This window comes from Roseateles sp. P5_B10, from assembly GCF_056400485.1.
Genome location: NZ_JBFULE010000873.1, coordinates 1 through 2,112, shown reverse-complemented (window position 1 = coordinate 2,112; position 2,112 = coordinate 1). Strand labels below are relative to the sequence as shown.

Below are 2,112 nucleotides of genomic sequence, written 5' to 3'. Positions count from 1 at the left end.
GAGCGCGGCCCGCGCCGGGGCGAGTTGCGGCACCCGGCGGCGTTGCCGGCTCCTTGCGTGGCACCCGCCACGCCGCGTCACCTGCGCCTTGCCGGCCACCGCAACTCGCCCCGGCGCGGGCCRCGCTCACGGCCTCGCTGGCTCCTTGGCCGGCCATGTCGCCAGCAGCACACCCAATAAGGCCAGGCCATAGGCCAGGGCCTGAAGGGCGGAGATGGATTCACCGAGAGCCAGGCCGATYAGCGCCGTGCTGATCGGCAGAAAGACCATGAAGACYCCCGCCTTGGCCGCCGGCAGCCCCTTCAGGCCAGCCATCCACAGCCAGACGGTGATGACGCTGGCCGTGGCGGCGTAGTAGCCCAGCAGCGCCCAGTCCAGCACGCGCGGCGCGCCGAAATCGAAGCTCAGGGCCTGCCAGATGGCCAGTGGCGCGACCAGCACCAGGCCCCAGAGGTTGATCAGGGCGCTGATGCGCTTCGGGCCCAGGCCGGCGGTCAGCTTCTTGCCGATGACGACATAGCAGCCCTCGCAGAACACGGCCGCGAGCAGCAGCAGCGCGCCCACCGGCGTCGTCTCAGCGCCGCCACCCTGTTTGCCGCTGGCCACCAGCGCAATGCCGCCGACCGCGCAGGCGATGCCGGCCAGCACGCGGCCGCCCAAGCGCTCGCGCAGGAAGGCCCAGCTCAGCAGCGCCACCGCCGCCGGGATGCCGGCCATGATGACGCCGGCGACGACGGCCGAACTCTGCCGCAGCCCGAACAGCATGCAGATGGAGAACAGGAAGTTGCCGAGGAAGGATTCGAGGAAGAGCAGCCAGCGCGAACGCGCATCCAGCGGCGCTTCGTGGGCGGGCYTTTTCAGCCAGGGCAGCATCAGCACGGCCGCGAAGCCGAAGCGCAGGCCGGCGAGCAGGAAGATGGGAAAGGCCGCCACCAGTAGCTWGGACAGGCCGACATAGCTGCCGACCAGGCTGGTGCTAGCTGCCAGCAGCGCGTAGGCGCGCCAGGGGACGGGATGCATTTGCTATTGGCTTTCGGGCCGAGCGCCGGGCCGCTCCCTAGCCGGCCCGCTTTGGCGATGTGCTTGCGGCTCAATGCCGCAAGCATCGCCGTCCCCGCGGGGGGCCGACCAGGCCTGCCGGCGTTCAGCCGGCGCAAGACTGGGCGAGGGGCTCATTCAACCGTGAAGGCCAGGAACTGCGTGAACTGCGCGGGATTGAAGTTGTTGTCGGACACCAGGATCAGCGTGCGCTTGCCTTCCAGCATCGGACCGAACGTGATGCCTTCGATGTTGTCCAGGGCCAGCACGCTGCCGTCGTCGTTCTTCAGCGACGACAGGTCCAGCAGCATGGTGCGCTTGACGGGCACGACCTCGTGGCCCTTGATGCTGGACCAACCCGACACATCGGTCGCGCCGCGTGTGTCGATCAGGTAGAGCTTGATGGTATTGCTGGTGGGCTGCTTGGTCAGCGCCGCGATGCCCGGCGTCACGGCGCCGACGGCGAAGGCGCGCTCGATGACGATGAACTCATGGGCCGACAGGGCCAGCATGTCGGGCACGCCGTTGGTGGCGAAATCGCCCTGGCGCGCCGGCGGGAAGGGTACGGGACCGACGTCGTAGATGTATTCGGCGCCGGCCTTGCCGCTGTCCAGATCGAAGGACAGCATGCGCGCGCGGCTGCCGCGGCCCACGGCCGTGGGCAGGCTGTCCTRGGCCAGGCCGTTCTCGCTCATCGTCCACAGCGTCTTGCCGTCGGGCGTGATGGCGATGCTCTCGAAGGCGAGGTTGTTATAGACGCCCACGTCGCCGGGCGTGATGCCGCCGGCGCTGCCCAGGGGGTTGTAGTAGCCCGGCACCGGGAATTCGCCGGCCGGCTTGCCGTCGGGGCTCATGCGGCGCACGGTCGGGTTCTGCAAGGAGCTGGAGACGCGCTGGCCCTCGTTGGCCCAGTAGATGAGGTTGCGCTTGGCGTCCAGGCGCAGGCTCTCGGGGTCGACCTGGTTGCGGCCAAAGGGCTGGCCGTCGAGGTCGAGGATGGTGGTCATGCCGACCCAGGCCACGCCGGCCTCACCGGGGTTGGCGCTGCGGCGGAACTTGGACAGGTCCAGGCTC

General features: G+C 69.4%; 2 protein-coding genes. Both read right to left on the bottom strand.

What is annotated here, in order from left to right:
- Nucleotides 1-126: 126 nt before the first annotated feature.
- Nucleotides 127-1,020, bottom strand: coding sequence for a DMT family transporter (locus AC1DU6_RS28725; protein WP_477861307.1), 894 nt, complete (start codon nt 1,018-1,020; stop codon nt 127-129).
- Between the two features lie 152 nt (nt 1,021-1,172).
- On the bottom strand, nt 1,173-2,112 hold a 940-nt coding region (locus AC1DU6_RS28720), incomplete at its 5' end, for an esterase-like activity of phytase family protein (protein ID WP_477861305.1).